Source organism: Bacteroidota bacterium, assembly GCA_016715945.1.
In the GTDB taxonomy this organism is placed as follows: domain Bacteria; phylum Bacteroidota; class Bacteroidia; order Bacteroidales; family F082; genus JALNZU01.
The window spans coordinates 1268703-1282912 of the sequence record JADJXJ010000001.1 but is presented as its reverse complement, the minus strand read 5'-3'; the positions used below and the strand labels follow the sequence as shown (position 1 = coordinate 1282912).

The 14210-nt window shown below is 50.2% G+C and carries 12 protein-coding genes; 8 read left to right on the top strand and 4 right to left on the bottom strand.

The window, feature by feature from the left end:
- Positions 1-153: 153 nt before the first annotated feature.
- Positions 154-927 carry a nucleoside triphosphate pyrophosphohydrolase gene (gene mazG, locus IPM52_04885; protein ID MBK9290942.1) on the top strand — a complete coding sequence of 258 codons (774 nt, stop codon included), beginning with the start codon at positions 154-156 and terminating at the stop codon, positions 925-927.
- A 42-nt stretch (positions 928-969) separates the two neighbouring features.
- Here mazG and IPM52_04880 read toward each other — a convergent pair whose 3' ends face one another.
- The 4 genes from IPM52_04880 to IPM52_04865 all read right to left on the bottom strand — a co-directional run bounded on the left by IPM52_04880 (position 970) and on the right by IPM52_04865 (position 5710).
- The gene (locus tag IPM52_04880) at positions 970-1608 is read right to left on the bottom strand and encodes a peroxiredoxin (protein ID MBK9290941.1); all 639 of its coding nucleotides are present in this window, start codon (positions 1606-1608) and stop codon (positions 970-972) included.
- 83 nt (positions 1609-1691) lie between these two features.
- Positions 1692-3194 (bottom strand): TolC family protein, encoded by a 1503-nt coding sequence (locus IPM52_04875; protein MBK9290940.1) that lies wholly within the window; start codon positions 3192-3194, stop codon positions 1692-1694.
- A gap of 124 nt (positions 3195-3318) precedes the next feature.
- Positions 3319-4875: an AbgT family transporter gene (locus IPM52_04870; protein MBK9290939.1), complete on the bottom strand. Its 1557-nt coding sequence runs from the start codon at positions 4873-4875 to the stop codon at positions 3319-3321.
- 163 nt (positions 4876-5038) lie between these two features.
- A complete protein-coding gene (locus IPM52_04865; protein MBK9290938.1) occupies positions 5039-5710 on the bottom strand; it encodes a PrsW family intramembrane metalloprotease in 672 nt (223 codons plus the stop codon).
- Positions 5711-5988: 278 nt separating this feature from the next.
- Between IPM52_04865 and rsgA the strand changes: the two genes are divergently transcribed.
- The 7 genes from rsgA (at position 5989) to IPM52_04830 (ending at position 14185) form a co-directional block, all read left to right on the top strand.
- Positions 5989-6918: a ribosome small subunit-dependent GTPase A gene (rsgA, locus tag IPM52_04860; GenBank protein ID MBK9290937.1), complete on the top strand. Its 930-nt coding sequence runs from the start codon at positions 5989-5991 to the stop codon at positions 6916-6918.
- Between the two features lie 7 nt (positions 6919-6925).
- Positions 6926-7588 (top strand): CBS domain-containing protein, encoded by a 663-nt coding sequence (locus tag IPM52_04855; GenBank protein ID MBK9290936.1) that lies wholly within the window; start codon positions 6926-6928, stop codon positions 7586-7588.
- Positions 7585-9024 (top strand): BamA/TamA family outer membrane protein, encoded by a 1440-nt coding sequence (locus tag IPM52_04850; GenBank protein ID MBK9290935.1) that lies wholly within the window; start codon positions 7585-7587, stop codon positions 9022-9024. Before IPM52_04855 ends, IPM52_04850 begins: the two co-directional genes overlap by 4 nt.
- 62 nt (positions 9025-9086) lie before the next feature.
- Entirely contained in the window at positions 9087-9956 is an 870-nt protein-coding gene (locus IPM52_04845; protein MBK9290934.1) for an NAD kinase, read from the top strand.
- A 93-nt stretch (positions 9957-10049) separates the two neighbouring features.
- Complete coding sequence (locus IPM52_04840) at positions 10050-10742, top strand: hypothetical protein (GenBank protein MBK9290933.1); 693 nt, start codon at positions 10050-10052, stop codon at positions 10740-10742.
- Between the two features lie 24 nt (positions 10743-10766).
- A complete protein-coding gene (locus IPM52_04835; protein MBK9290932.1) occupies positions 10767-11534 on the top strand; it encodes an isoprenyl transferase in 768 nt (255 codons plus the stop codon).
- Positions 11531-14185, top strand: a complete 2655-nt coding sequence (locus IPM52_04830) for a BamA/TamA family outer membrane protein (protein ID MBK9290931.1) — start codon at positions 11531-11533, stop codon at positions 14183-14185. Before IPM52_04835 ends, IPM52_04830 begins: the two co-directional genes overlap by 4 nt.
- The last annotated feature ends 25 nt before the right edge of the window (positions 14186-14210 follow it).

Here is a 14210-nt window from a genome sequence, read left to right as displayed (position 1 = left end):
CAGCCGCAGCAAAGTTACCGTTTTAGTATGAAAAACATTGCCATAACGCTATATTACTCATTTTGGTGCCATCACTCATTTACAAAACAAGGTTGGAAAACAAATCCTTTGAGATGTAATGCTACTTTTGCAGCCACTTTTTACCATTGCCTTATGGAAGAAAAACTCAAAGCCTTTGCCCGCTTGCTCACAATCATGGATGAACTTAGGGCTGGTTGCCCGTGGGACAGGGAACAGACCATTGAAAGCCTGCGTCACCTCACGATTGAAGAAGTTTATGAGCTGAGCGATGCCATTTTGAATGCCGACATGCAGGAAATAAAAAAGGAGCTGGGTGACCTGATGTTGCATCTGGTTTTCTATGCCAAAATAGCTTCCGAAACAAATAGTTTTGATATTGCCGACGTCCTGAACGGGATATCAGACAAACTCATCCAGCGTCACCCGCATATTTACGGCGAGGTGCAGGTGAGCGGAGCAGATGAAGTAAAGCGCAACTGGGAACAAATCAAGCTGGCCAATGGCAGCCGGTCGGTACTTGCTGGTGTGCCTAACAGCCTGCCAGCCTTACTCAAAGCTTATCGCATGCAGGAAAAGGCAGGCGGTGTGGGCTTCGAGTGGGAACACAGAGCGCAGGTGTGGGATAAGGTGCTGGAAGAGCTCGACGAACTGAAAGCTGAGGTGGAAAATGGAAGTGCATCGGACAAATTGGAAGACGAATTTGGCGACGTGCTGTTTGCGCTGGTCAACTATGCACGCTATATCGGTGTAAATCCGGAAGATGCGCTCGAACGGACCAACCGTAAGTTTCGCGAACGCTTCCTCTTTATTGAAAAAGAAGCCGGAAAGGCCGGACAAGAATTGCGGCACATGACCCTTGAACAAATGGACCAACTGTGGAACCAGGCCAAAGCCAAGGGGCTATAAAAAAACTGCCGGCGGGCGACCGGCAGTTTTTGTTACACGTAATCAGTTCTTTATGTATTCGGCAAGATAAGTCGAAATGCCTTCCTGGGTGGCTTTGAGTGCTTTTTTACCTGCCTTCCAGTCGGCGGGACAAACTTCACCATTTGCTTCGAAATATTGCAAGGCATCTACCATGCGCAGGGTTTCGTCGATGCTGCGGCCCAAAGGCAAATCGTTGACCACCTGATGCCTTACAATGCCATCTTTGTCAATGAGGAACAATCCACGATAGGCTACAGCCTCACCATTGAAAATCATTTCGCCTTCTTCGTTGTAGTCGAAATGACCGGCCAGCACATCGTAATTGACCGAGATGGTCTTGTTGATGTCCGAAACCAAAGGATACGTCACACCCTGAATACCACCTTTTTCGATGGGGGTGTTGAGCCAGGCCCAGTGTGAGAATTTGGAGTCGATCGAGCAGCCGACTACAGCCACATTGCGCTGTTCAAACTCGGCCAGGCGTTCCTGGAAAGCCAGAATTTCGGTTGGACAAACGAAAGTAAAGTCCAGTGGATAGAAGAAAAACACCACATGTTTTTTGCCAAGATACCGGTCAAGCGAAAAATTCTCTACAAACTTCCCGTTAACTACAGCGTCGGCCGTGAAGTGCGGGGCCTTTTTTCCTACAAGTACTGCCATTAGATTATGATTTTGGTTAATTTGGGTACAAAGGTACCGAAATATCTTGAATTAGAAAATTAAACCAATCATTGGGTTAAAAATTACCTGACAACCTCCTCGGGCCTGGCTTGAATTTTTCGGTTGTTCTCAAAGTCGAAAAGTGTGAGGCGCCTGAGCTCGTAATAGCTCGACCAATAATTTTTCAGGGCCTGGTAATAGCCCACGCGGGCGTTGTCGTTGTCAATCTGTGCATTGTTAAGTTCCAGCACATCATTGACTTTTCCGATGAGGTAACGTTTTTGTGTGACGTCGAAACGTTTCTGGGCCACGGTGTCGGATTTTGCTGCAATGATGAGCTGGTTTTGCTGCATATTGAACTGCATGACGCGGATGTAAAGATTTTGCTCGAAGTCGGTTTTTTCCTGTTCGATAGAAGTGCGGATGAGTTCGAGGTTCGACTCGGCCATGCGGATTCGCCCCTTGGCCTGTCCCCAGTCGAGCAGGGGAATGCTCAGGCCGATGCTCAGCCGCTCTTCGTCGAGCGGATTTTTGTACACATCGCCAATGACGTTGGCGGTTTGCGACAAGCCGAATGTGGCAAAGAGCTGGGCATCGAAGCGTCCCTCCGATTTGGCTTGGCTCAGCTGACTTTGTGCTTCGAGCATTCTCCGGCTGAAGGCTTGTCCGGCTGAGGTGTTTTCGAGGGCTTCGGTCAATGCCACGGAAGGGTTGGCTTCGAAGAATTTCTCTGGCCGGGGCGGAATAAGTACCACCGGCCTGTTTCCGCTGATGCGCAGAAACGACCTGAAGCTCATGAGTTTATTCTGATACCCGAGCTGGGCATTTTCCTGAGCCGCCCTGGCCCGCAACAGGTTCAGTTCCAGCTGGAGCAATTCGTTTTCAGCTATCTTGCCCAATTGAAACCTGCCGAGGGCAATGCGGTAAAGCGTGTCGTAATTGGCACTGTTTTTCCTTGCGATCTCGCGTTCGACCTGGGCACTCAATAAGTCAAAAAAGATATTTATGGCCGAAACTGCCACCTGTTCGTTGGCTTCGAGATATTGGCGGCGGGCCTCTTCATAACGCAGCGGCTCGATCTGCCTGTCCCATTTGAAAGCGTTGTATGCAAACAGTGGTTGCCTGAATCCGATGTTCAGTGGTGTGGATAGAAACTGCCGGGTATTGGTGTCGGTGTAGAAGTTATCCAGCCGCTGCAAACCCGATTGGAGGAAAACTTCTCCGCCAGTGTAACCAATCTTTTGATTCAGGCTCACAGCAGCCGAATATCGCGCGAGGGTTCGCTCCAGGTAGGTTTCGCTTCCATCGGGCAGGGTGATGGCGTCAATAGAACGGTTGAAGTTGGGCAGGGTGGCCTCAAATCGCACATTGGGCAGGTATCCTGCCTTAAAACTCCGGTATTCCCAATAACTTCTTCTGAACCGGTGCCGGGCAATCATGGCTTCGGGCGATTGCTTCCTTGCCAGCTCAATCACCTCGTTCAGGGTGAGGTATATGCTGTCGGATTGCTGAGCCCTGGCTTCATTGGTACTGTGTGCGTGAAAAAATACGATTAAAAGCAGAGAAAAGATAAACCGGGAAGACATGCGATGATTTTTAAGCAATTTCCGCCTTCAAAGGTATTCAATACAGGTTTTGGCCGGTTTGAGGAAATTAAAAGGTGCGACATTGCAGCCGCACCTTATTGCTATTCAACTATTTAAAACCTGCTCAGGGATTGTAGAAAATCGGTCCTTCCACGCCCAGAGGCAAGCCAAGCCAGATCCAGATAAGCAGCATGGGTATGCGCACCAGGGCAAATGCCACCGCAAAAGGCAACATGAGCGAAATCAGTGTGCCGATACCTGTTTCTTTGACGTATTTCTGAGCAAACACTATGACCAAAGGAAAATAGGGGAGCAGCGGGGTGAGTACATTCGTAAAACTGTCGCCAATGCGGTAGGCTGCCTGAACAGTTTCGGCCGAATAGCCGGTGAGCATCATCATAGGTACGAAAATGGGTGCGAGCAAGGCCCATTTGGCCGAGGCACTACCCATGACCAGGTTGACAATGGAACTGACAATAATGAAAGCCACGAGAAGCGGACCTCCTGTGAAACCAATGTTGTTGAGCAGATCCGAACCTTTGACTGCCAGCACACTACCCAGATGCGACCAGTTGAAGTAAGCAACGAATTGGGCAGCCACAAAAGCAATCACAATGTACATGCCCATGGCCGACATGCTTTTGGCCATCATGGTGGTGACGTCCTTGTCGGAACGAATGGTTTTCGAAACCAGCCCATATACCAGCCCTGCAATGAAGAACCCGATAAACATGATTGGCACGAGAGAGTCGTAGAAAGGTCGCATGCTGCGCACGCCATTGGCATCGGGTTCGCCACGGAGGAGCCCATCGGCGGGGATAATCGTAAGTGCAATGAGCATGGTATATACGGTTAAAGTAATTATGGTGGCCCTGAGCGCTTTACGCTCGGTGGATGTAATGGGAGGTTGTTCTTCAATTTCGATGCCCTCGGCCGGGGTATATGTGCCAAGTCGTGGAACAATAATACGCTCGGTAACCCAGGTACCCGCCAGACCTACCAGAGGCACACTTGCTGCCATGAGGTAATAGTTCGAAAGCGGGTTGACGGTATAATCCGGGTCGATGATGCGGGCAGCAGGCTCGGTAAAAGCGGCGATCATCGGGTCGAGCCCCGTTGGGAACAAGTTGGCGCCAAACCCTCCGGAAACGCCCGCAAAAGCTGCAGCTATACCGGCCAGCGGATGGCGCCCCATGCCCATAAAAATTGCTCCTCCCAGCGGGATAAGTACCACATATCCGGCATCAGCCGCAACAGAGGAAATCATACCGGCTACGACGATAGAGAAAGTAATGAGCGATCGGGGTACCCGCGAAACAAACAACCTCAAAGCAACCGAAATCATCCCGGTATATTCAGCCAGACCAATCCCTAGCATGACGACAAGTACCAGTCCCAAAGGGGGAAAAGCTGCAAAGGTGGACACCATCCGCGTCATAATCATCTGAAATCCATCGCGCGAAAGCAGGTTGACTACCTCTATCGAATCCACGGGATTACCATTGCGGTCGAGCAAACCGGCTGATTTGCCCGGGTGTTCCACACTCACACCTCCAAAAATCCATGAGAGCAGGAGGGTTATGCCCATCAAAATGGCAAACAGTGTCACCGGCTGTGGCAGTTTGTTGCCCGCTCGCTCAATCCCATCGAGCATCCTACGCATCAAGTCGTTTTTTTTCATCGTTTCGATCTGATATTTAATTTGTTAAAAGAACATTACAACAGAAAAGCTCAGGCTCAGGTATCCCGGCCTGAAAAATAATCTGCCCGGTTGCCCTGGGCTTTCATACATTGGTTTTGGTTTTTGGTTCGTTCCGTCCCGACGACGGAAATTGTGCAATACCCTATTGCACAGCGGTTTCGTTTTTCAGGTTCCTGGCTTTTACCAGCAAAATAGCGCTGATGAACAGGGTTCCGAGACCGTATAGCGTGTAGATGGTGTATTCATCGGTGAGGTTGATAAAGTAAAAAAACCCGTGTAGAAAGCCCGCTGTTCCCAGGCCCGAGAGCGAATCGATGAGCCGGTTCCGACGCTGCTTGCCCAGCCCGGCAAAAAAGCCTGTAATCACCCCAAAGGCCAGATTCGCAAGCGTGTAGAAAATGACGAACAGCGGCCTGGCCGGACTGCTGAATACGCCCAGAGCAAACAAAGGCAGGGCTGCAAGGGTAAATCCAAGGCTGATCATCGTGCTGTAAATCACGCCTTCAACCGGTCCATAGAAATGTTTTTTCGGAAGGAACAGGTATCTGAGCACCAGGAACTTTCCTAACTCGGCTCCGAAACCCACAACAACAAATGAATAAAAACCGGTGCGTTTCAGGCTTTTCAGGGAGTTCCAGTCCATGGTCCTTGCAAATTGATCCAGCAAGACCACAACAAGTACTGAGAGTATTCCAAAAAACAACGACTGGAAAATCATGTTCCATTGCTTGAAAGCAAACTTTTGCCTTAGGTATGCAAGGGCTGCAAGTGTGAAAAGCAAGGGGATTACAAAAGAGAGCAGCAATGAATTCATCAGGTCAATTGGTTAAGAATGAGGATAAGGCAAAAGTAATCACAACTTGCAATTATGCAAAGCAGATCGCCTGTTATGTGTTGATTTTACCGGTTTATATTGGATAAAATATTGAATATCAATAATTAAGAAAATTATAAAGTTACTAAATGTTCAACGAAAGTAGGTAGTATTGCGCACGCTCTCGCTCGTTTTTTTAACCTCCTTTAGCCCTATCAAAACGCATGATTGCCTGAAGGCCGGCATTTACATTTATATTTGTTCGCAAAATAAAATTTATGCCTCAAGGGATGGTGATTAAATCCACCGGAAGCTGGTACGCGGTGGCAGGGGACGACAAACAGGTTGTGATGTGCAGGTTGCGTGGAAAATTTCGCCTTGAGGGGATACGTACAACGAACCCTGTGGCTGTGGGCGACAGAGTGGTTTTTGAAATGGAACCTGGAAAAGATACTGCACTCATAACCAACATCCCGCCAAGGACCAATCTGATTATCCGCAAAGCTACCCGATTGTCGAGTGCAGCTCATATCATTGCGGCCAATCTGGATTATGTGATGCTTGTGGCCACCATTACCCAACCGCGCACCTCTACAGGTTTTATCGACAGGTTTCTGGCAACAGCTGAGGCATACCATATTCCGGCTGTGCTGGTTTTCAATAAGATAGACCTTTTGGAAACCAGGGAGGGGCAGGAGGTGCTGAACCATATGTCGGACATTTACCGCAATGCCGGCTACCCGGTGATCCATGTTTCTGCCTACACCGGCCAGAATATTGATTCTTTGCAGCAGTTTCTGAAGGATAAGGTGGTACTTTTCAGCGGTCACAGCGGAGTGGGCAAGTCGGCGCTGATCAACCGTCTGGTGCCCGGGCTGAACCTGCGCACGGGTGCTATTTCCGACAAACATCAGAAAGGAAAACATACCACCACTTTTGCAGAGGCCATTGCCTTGCCCGACGGAGGCTGGCTGGTGGATACGCCTGGCATCAAGGAATTCGGACTATATGACCTTGAAAAAGAGACGCTTGCTCAACGTTTTCCAGAAATGCGCCGGTTGATGCCTCACTGCCGCTTTGCCAACTGCACCCACATGCATGAACCCGATTGTGCAGTAAAAAAAGCTGTTAACGATGGTGCCCTTGCATCCTCGCGCTATCAGAACTATCTGAATATGATGCTCAATGATTACTCAAACGACAACTGAATAAACCATGAACGCCCGGGAAATTGTGACCGACGGAATCATTCCGCTCAAAACCAGCGACACCGGCCGTATGGCGCTCAGCTGGATGGAAGACCTCCGGCTTCTGCATCTGCCCATCGTGAATGCCGAGGTTTTTTTAGGTCTGATTTCAGAGGTGGATATATTTGCCCACAACAACTTCGATGACCCGGTGGGCAATATCGAACTCAGCCTTCCAAATGCTTTTGTCAACGAATCGGACCACCTTTTCGATGTGATGCGTATGGTGCATGCGCAAAAACTGACCCTCGTTCCGGTGGTTGACGATAACCACCATTACCTGGGTTCGATCACAACACAGAAACTTATTGAGACTTTTGCCGAGGCCTATTCGTTCAACGAGCCCGGAACAGTGATCGTGCTCGAAATGAGCGTAAACGATTTTGTGCTATCGAGCCTTGCCCGCATTTTCGAGGAAAACGACACCCAGCTGTTGAGCTATTTTATTCGCTATAATATGGAGTCGACGCGCATTGAAGTAAATATTAAAACCAACCGCATGGATGTTGGCCCGGTGCTTCAGGCGCTCAACAGGTTCAACTACAATGTAGCCGGTGTTTACTCCAACCATTCCGACAAAGATGACCTGCACGATCGCTTTGCTGCCTTCATGAAGTACATGAGCATATGAGGTGGCTGGCTCTGAGTGTTTTCCTTATTACAGCCTCAGCATTGACGCAGGCACAGGAACTGCCGTCGAATGGCAGGCCTGCCGATTCATGTTTGCAGCTGCCCGACGAACAATTTGTGGTCAGGGCTATTTTGCCTGAGGGAAACAAAGTGACCCGCGAACACATCATCATGCGCGAGATGGAATTCCGGCAGGGCGATACGCTCAGCCTGAGCGAATTTTGTCAGCTTAGCCGCAAAAGCCGCCAAAACCTGCTCAACCGTGGATTGTTCAATTTTGTGGACATCCGGACGGTTCCTTTTCCCGGAAAGCCTTCCGAAAAGGATGTGGTGGTGGATGTTACAGAACGCTGGTATGTGTGGCCATTTCCGATTTTCGAGCTCGCCGAACGCAATTTCAACAGCTGGTGGGAACTTCGCGATCTGCGGCGGACCAACTACGGTTTTTTTGTGACCATCAACAATTTCAGGGGAAGAATGGAAGTGTTGCGTGTGTTGGCACGCGCAGGTTACAACCAGAACTATTACCTCAATTATGAAATCCCATACCTCAACCGGAAACAAAGCTTTGGCGCATCATTGGAAACCGGAGTAGCGCTCAGTCGTGAGACGTTTTATGCTGCAAAGAACCATAAATATTTACATTACAAGTCGTTAGATGGTTTTGCCCGACGTCAGGGCTACTTCCGCCTCACGTTTACGTTCCGGCCGGAGATTCACAACCTGCATGCCTTTACCCTGGCTTACGAGAATTTCCGCTTTGCAGATACATTGGTAAAGCTCAATCCGGAGATGGGTTTCAATAACCAGCCTGATTTCAGGATGTTCCGGCTGGCCTACCGCCTGAAGCACGACTTTCGCGATTCGCGTCCCTATCCGCTCAACGGACATTATTTTGAGCTAAACGCTGAGCAGCGAGGATTGGGATTGCTGTCGAACGAACCTGCTCACACCAACCTCAAGGCCACTTTTGACCTGTACCGACCAATCAAACCTCGCTGGAACTGGGCTTTTACCACCACAGTTAAAACAGTTATCGGGAAAACCGAACCCTACCAGCTCAGGCGTGGGTTGGGGTATGGCAACGAGTTTGTGAGAGGTTATGAGCTATATGTTGTGGACGGACGCAGTTTCGGCCTGTTTAAAAGCAATATCAAATACACCCTGGTGAAGCCACAGTCCAGACAACTCCCTGTGCCGGTCACCGAGCGCTTTTCCAAAATACATTATGCCCTGTACCTCAATGCCTTGTTCGATGCCGGCTATGTGCACGAACCCAATCCCTGGCCGGACAACTTCCTGCAAAACAGGCTGCTTTATGGCACCGGACTTGGTCTCGACCTGGTGACCTATTACGACCTGGTCTGGAGGTTCGAGCTATCGCTCAATCACCTCCGTCAAAGTGGATTTTTCCTTCATTTTGTCGCGCCAATCTGACAAGGTATGTGCTCCGGCAAAACATTATGTCGTAATCTTGCAACCGGAAAACTATGCTGCCCATGAAGCTGGCCATTTTCGGTAAAAACATCGCCGGTGAGCACTCACCATATTTACGTCTGATGCTCGACCGGTTGCTTCACGCTGGTGCACGACTTTATGTGTATCAGCCTTTCATGGCGCCGCTGAAGCAATACACCGGCCTCGAATCGGTAGAGGGGCTTTTCTCGAGTTATGCCGATCTTCCGGCCGATGCCACGGCTTTGCTCTCCATCGGAGGAGATGGAACATTGTTGGACACCCTGCCCCTGGTGCGCAACTCAGGAATTCCTATTCTTGGTATCAACACCGGCAGACTGGGATTTTTGTCCAGCGTGTCCCGTCAGGATATTGACCATGCCATGGATGCCCTTGTTTCTGGGCGTTTTGGCATACAGGAAAGGTCGCTCATTCAGCTCATCCAGCCTGCAGCGCTTTTTGGCGATATCAATTATGCGCTCAACGAAGCCACAGTTTTCAGAAAGGAAGCTACCTCGCTGATAGTCATACAGTTGTATGTGAACGAGACCTTTGTGAATTCCTACTGGGCCGATGGTTTGATTGTGGCCACACCAACCGGCTCAACTGCCTATTCCCTGAGTGCGGGAGGCCCGATTCTGACACCGGATTCCGGCAATTTCGTCATCACACCCATTGCCACACACAATTTGAGTGTGCGCCCCATCGTTATTCCCGACAGCAGCACCATCAGGCTCAAAGTCGTAGGGCGGCACACCCAATTTACCCTGAGCATGGATTCAAGGCTCGCTGTTGTTGATCAGTCGCACGAACTGGTGTTTCAAAAGGCCCCGTTCAACATCAGGCTGATCGAAACCGAGGGAAAGGATTTTTCAGCACCATCAGGGAAAAGTTGTTGTGGGGCCTCGATGTAAGAAACTGAGGTGCGTAGCCGATAAAAAACTAAATTTGCAATCCGTTCGCACCGAAGCCCAAACAGCTTCTGTCGGGCACAACCCTGGAGAAAAATGTACAAACTGACCATTCCGGCCTTGTTTGCTTTCGCATTTTTTATGCGGCCTGCACATGCCCAGAATCTTGAGCTTGGTCCAGCTGCCGGTATCGCCTATTACAATGGCGACCTCAACCCGGGCATGCCGTTTCAGGATGTCGAGCCGGCATTCGGGCTGGTAGCACGCTACAGCAAAAGCACCCGCTGGGCTTACCGGCTGAATATTCTGAGCGGCCGGCTTGCCACTTCAGGGAATTATGCCAGGGTAGATACTGTGCGGGATATCCCTTTTAATACGCCATTTCAGGAAGCCGGGTTAGTGGCCGAGTTTAACTTTTTCGATTACTTCACAGGTAGCGAAAAAAGTTATGCCACCCCTTACCTCTTTGCCGGCCTGGGGGCAACACGTATTCAGGCAACTGATGCCACCGGCACCGCATGGCGGCTTCCGCTGCATGCCTCGTTTGGCCTGGGGTTCAAGTATAGCCTCACCAATCGGCTGGCTGTAGGCGCCGAATGGGGCATGCGACGTGCTTTCGCTGACTATCTCGACCACTCTGATGCCATTCCTCTGAATGAGACCGCTAAATGGGACGACCCGGGCAAAACCGATTGGTACAACTTCACAGGTGTTTCGCTGACTTACAGGTTCTCGCTTCAGAAAAAGCACAAATGCGACGCTTTCCAAAACCGAGTGTATAAGAAATAACTAAAACCTTTGGACGGGGAACAAATAAATAAGCAATCGCTTAAGGACAAAATTGATCTGAATAAGCTGCCGGTGCACATTGCCATCATTATGGACGGCAACGGACGCTGGGCGAAAAAGCACGGCAAACACAGGGTTTTCGGCCACCGCAACGGAGTTACTGCAGTGCGTGAAGCCGCTGAAGCCGCAGCCGAACTCGGCGTACCTTACCTTACCCTTTACGCTTTTTCAACTGAAAACTGGAGCCGGCCGCGCACCGAAGTCAACGCCCTGATGCGCCTGCTTCTGCAAACGATCAAGACCGAAATCACAACCCTCAATAAAAACAACATCCGCCTCAATGCCATTGGCGACCTGGACAGCCTGCCCGAAATCAACCGCAAGCACCTGCAGCGCGCCATCGACGAAACTGCAGGAAATACCCGCATGACCCTTACCCTGGCACTCAGCTATTCCAGTCGCTGGGAACTGACGCAGGTGGGGCGGAAAATTGCTGAGCTGGTTGCCGAAGGAAAATGCAAACCCGAAGAAGTGGATCAGAGCTGCATCGAAAAGCTGCTCACTACCAGCAATATGCCCGACCCGGAACTGCTCATCCGGACCAGTGGCGAACACCGCATCAGCAATTTCATGCTTTGGCAGATTGCTTACACAGAACTCTACTTCACCAATACACTCTGGCCCGATTTCAGGCGCGACGACTTGTACAAGGCAATCATTGATTTTCAGTGCCGCGAGCGCCGATTTGGCAAAACAAGTGAACAAATAAAGAAAGGAAAAAAGCAGGAATGAAGCCAATAGCATTCTCGGGAAAAAGATTAGTCCTGTTCATTCTGTCGATCATCAGTCTTTGGAGTTTTAACGCGCCGGTGGTAGCCCAGATACCCATTGGTTCCGACCTTTCGCCCTTCGACTACGCCCGGCCAAGGGAGTATGAAATCGGTGGCATCACCGTGGAAGGTGTGCAGTACCTCGATCCAAATGTGCTCATCATGCTCAGCGGCCTCAAGGTAGGCGACCGCATCAAGGTGCCCGGCGACCGCATCACCGACGCCATCCGAAAGCTATGGGATCAGGGCCTGTTCGAGAACGTCAGCATCTCGGCCTCCAACATCACAGGCGGCTTGATTTTCTTAAGAATCGACCTGAAAGAACGTCCCCGCGTGTCGAAGTTCTCATTTCAGGGCCTAAGAAAATCGGAAGCCGACGACATACGCAGCAAGATAAACCTTGCCCGGGGAGATGTGGCAACCGATCACCTGTTTGTGCGTACCGAGCGCATCATTCAGAAACATTTTGCTGCTAAAGGCTACCTGAATACCGAGGTGGAAATAGAGCAAAAACCCGACCCATCGCGCGAAAACTATGTGGACCTGAACATCATCGTCCGCAAGAATGCCAAAGTAAAAATTGGTGAGATCGTGGTAGAGGGCAACGAAGCCCTCAGCGATGCAGAGGTGCGCGCTGCAATGAAAGATACCAAAGAACGTGGGGTCTTCAACCCGCTCGTGCCACTTGGTCCCACCATTGTAAATGCCACAACCGATGTGCTCAGGCTAAGGCCGGTGAGTGCCCTGCAACGCATCGAATCCTACTTTACTGACAACTACAGACTACGCATTCTTAAAGCATCGCGCTTCGAGGAAGCGAAATTCAGAGAAGACCTCGAGAAGATTGTAAAGAAATACAACTCAAAGGGTTATCGCGACGCTCAGGTAGTATCCGACTCGCTATACCGCATTGATGACCGCAACATTGGACTGAAACTCACCATCTTCGAAGGCAACAGGTATTACTACCGCAACATCGACTGGGTGGGCAATACCAAATACGACGATAAGACCCTCTCAGCTATTCTGGGCATCAGCAAAGGCGATGTGTACAACCGCGAATTGCTCGAGACCAACCTCAACTACAATCCCAATGGTTTTGATGTCACATCGCTCTACATGGACGATGGCTACCTGTTCTTCAGCATCGAGCCGGTGGAAGTGCGCATCGAAAACGATTCGATCGACCTCGAAATCCGCATACGCGAAGGCAAGCAGGCACGCATCAGCAATGTAGGTGTGAAAGGAAACACAAAAACCAACGACCATGTGGTTGTGCGCGAACTGCGCACGAGGCCTGGACAGCTGTTCAGCCGCAACGACGTGATCCGCACCACACGCGAGCTCGCCAACCTGCGCTATTTCAATGCCGAGACCATCCAGCCTGATGTCAAACCCGATTATGCCAACGGAACTGTTGACATCGATTACAAGGTTGAGGAAACCTCTGCCGACCAGATTGAATTATCGGGAGGATGGGGCTATGGCAGGGTAATCGGCACACTGGGTCTGTCGTTTAACAATTTCTCGGCGCGTAATTTGTTCAAGCGCGAGGCATGGAAACCTGTGCCATCGGGCGACGGTCAGAAACTCTCGCTCAGGTTTCAGACTTTTGGCAAAGGCTACATGAATTACAGTGCCTCTTTCACCGAGCCCTGGCTTGGAGGCCGCAAGCCAACCTCGCTTTCCGTATCATTCTACCATTCACTCTTCAGCGATGGAAAGCCGCGAAGCGATACAACGCATGCTTTCTTTAAAATCGATGGCTTCACTGCCGGTATCGGACAACGGCTCACCTGGCCAGATGACTTTTTTACGCTTTATCAGGGAATTAACCTGATGCGCTACTCCTTGCGCAATTACGGATCCATCTTCCGGGTGGGCAATGGCACAGGCACATTCAATGTGATCAGCTACAACATTGTGTTTGGCCGCAACTCGGTCAGCCAGCCAATTTTCCCCCGCTCGGGATCCGATTTCTCGTTGTCGCTCGAACTTACACCGCCTTATTCACTGTTCAGCAACAAGAACTACAGCGAACTGACCGAAAGCGAGAAGTTCAGGATGGTGGAGTATTACAAATGGAAGCTCGGCACATCGTGGTATGTTGAAACTTTCAATAAGCTTGTGCTTTCGGCGCGCTTGCGTATGGGCTACCTTGGCGCATACAACAGCACCATTGGTGTGACGCCATTCCAGCGGTTTTATCTCGGTGGCGACGGTTTGTCGGGATACAGCAACTTCGACGGTCGCGAAATCATCGCCATGCGGGGTTATATCAACGAATCGATCACACCTAATTATTACAAGGACAAAAATATCGGCGGCACCATCTTCACCAAATACACCATGGAGCTTAGGTATCCATTCTCGCTCAACCCAAGTGCTACCATCTATGGTTTGACCTTTGTTGAAGCGGGCAACTCCTGGCTTGGATTCAGCGATTTCAATCCCTTCGAGGTAAAACGATCGGCGGGTGTAGGCGTGCGCATCTTCCTGCCCATGTTTGGCCTGTTGGGCCTCGACTGGGGCTATGGGTTCGATCCTATCTACGGCGTACCCTCGGCCAACAAGAGCCAGTTCCATTTCTCCATCAACCAATCCATCGATTAAAGTTTGGCAGGTTTTTTGGTAATAC